Annotated in this window: 1 protein-coding gene; it reads right to left on the reverse strand. The window is 49.2% G+C overall.

Translation table 11 applies throughout. From position 1 onward, the window contains the following. Window positions 1-863, reverse strand: an 863-nt coding sequence (locus tag Q1K23_RS07095; protein ID WP_300363450.1) for a hypothetical protein, incomplete at its 3' end; no start/stop codon positions are given. Between the last annotated feature and the right edge of the window lie 222 nt (window positions 864-1,085).

Here is a 1,085-nt window from a genome sequence, read left to right on the forward strand (position 1 = left end):
ACGACACTCGTATCGCTGGACGACCATGCGACTTCCGTCGTCAAAGGAATGACCGTTCCGTCGGAAAAGAGTCCCGTAGCGCTCAACTGCACCGTCGTTCCGACCGGTTTGCTCATATCGGACTGATCGATCTGCAGTTTGAGCAGTGCGGCGTCCGACACGGCCATCTCTTTGGCGTCCTCGAGCGCTTTGCCCGCCGGCGTGGTCATTTTCGCGGAAATCGTCGCATCGCCTTTCGCCAGAGTCTTGACTTTCACGATCACCGGAGACTTCTGAGGAACGGCACGCAAAACCGTCTCGGGATAGACAAATTCGACTTTCGCGATTTTTTCGTCGCTGCTCTGCCAATCCACATAGGCGGAAACATCGAAGGTATAACCGCTCGTCGTCTCGCCGATGGCTTTGTACTGGACGCTGACGCCTGCCGGGATCTGTGTCGGCAGGCCGCTCTTTTTCATCAATGTGATTTTCTCGAGCGCTTCGATTCGCAAAGAGGCCTTGCCCGAAACGTCACCGACCTTCGCGACGACCTGCGTCTGGCCACCATCGACGAATTTGACATGACCATTGACTTCCGCCGTGGCGACGGCATCGTCTTCGGTGCTCCATGCCGCTTCTGTCGTCATGACTTTCGTCGTACCGTCACTGTAAACGCCGATAGCTTCGTATTCGACATTTCCCTTCACCAATGGGTACAGATCGGTCGTACCTTCTGCCGGCTCATCGACCGGCTGGACCTGTATACTCTGCAGCGTGACGACATGATCGTTATCGTTGTCGTCATCGCCTCCACAACCCGGCATAAAAAATGCCAGCACACCGATCAACATCAGTGTCAACAATTTGGTTCCCGCAGACTTCATACTGTCTACTCCTTCACATAAAATATTTTGTATCAACATCTATATCGGCACTAATCACCAATTCATACAATTTCAAACAAACATTAAGATATAAGTGATGATTTTTCACTTAAATTAGCAATTTTTTCATTTTAAATGAAAACTACAAGTGATTTATTAATACTTTATATTATATTTAATTGTTTATTGATCCTGTGAAGCACCATCTGAATACGGGAGTAG

The organism is Hydrogenimonas sp. (genome assembly GCF_029933015.1).
GTDB lineage: Bacteria > Campylobacterota > Campylobacteria > Campylobacterales > Hydrogenimonadaceae > Hydrogenimonas.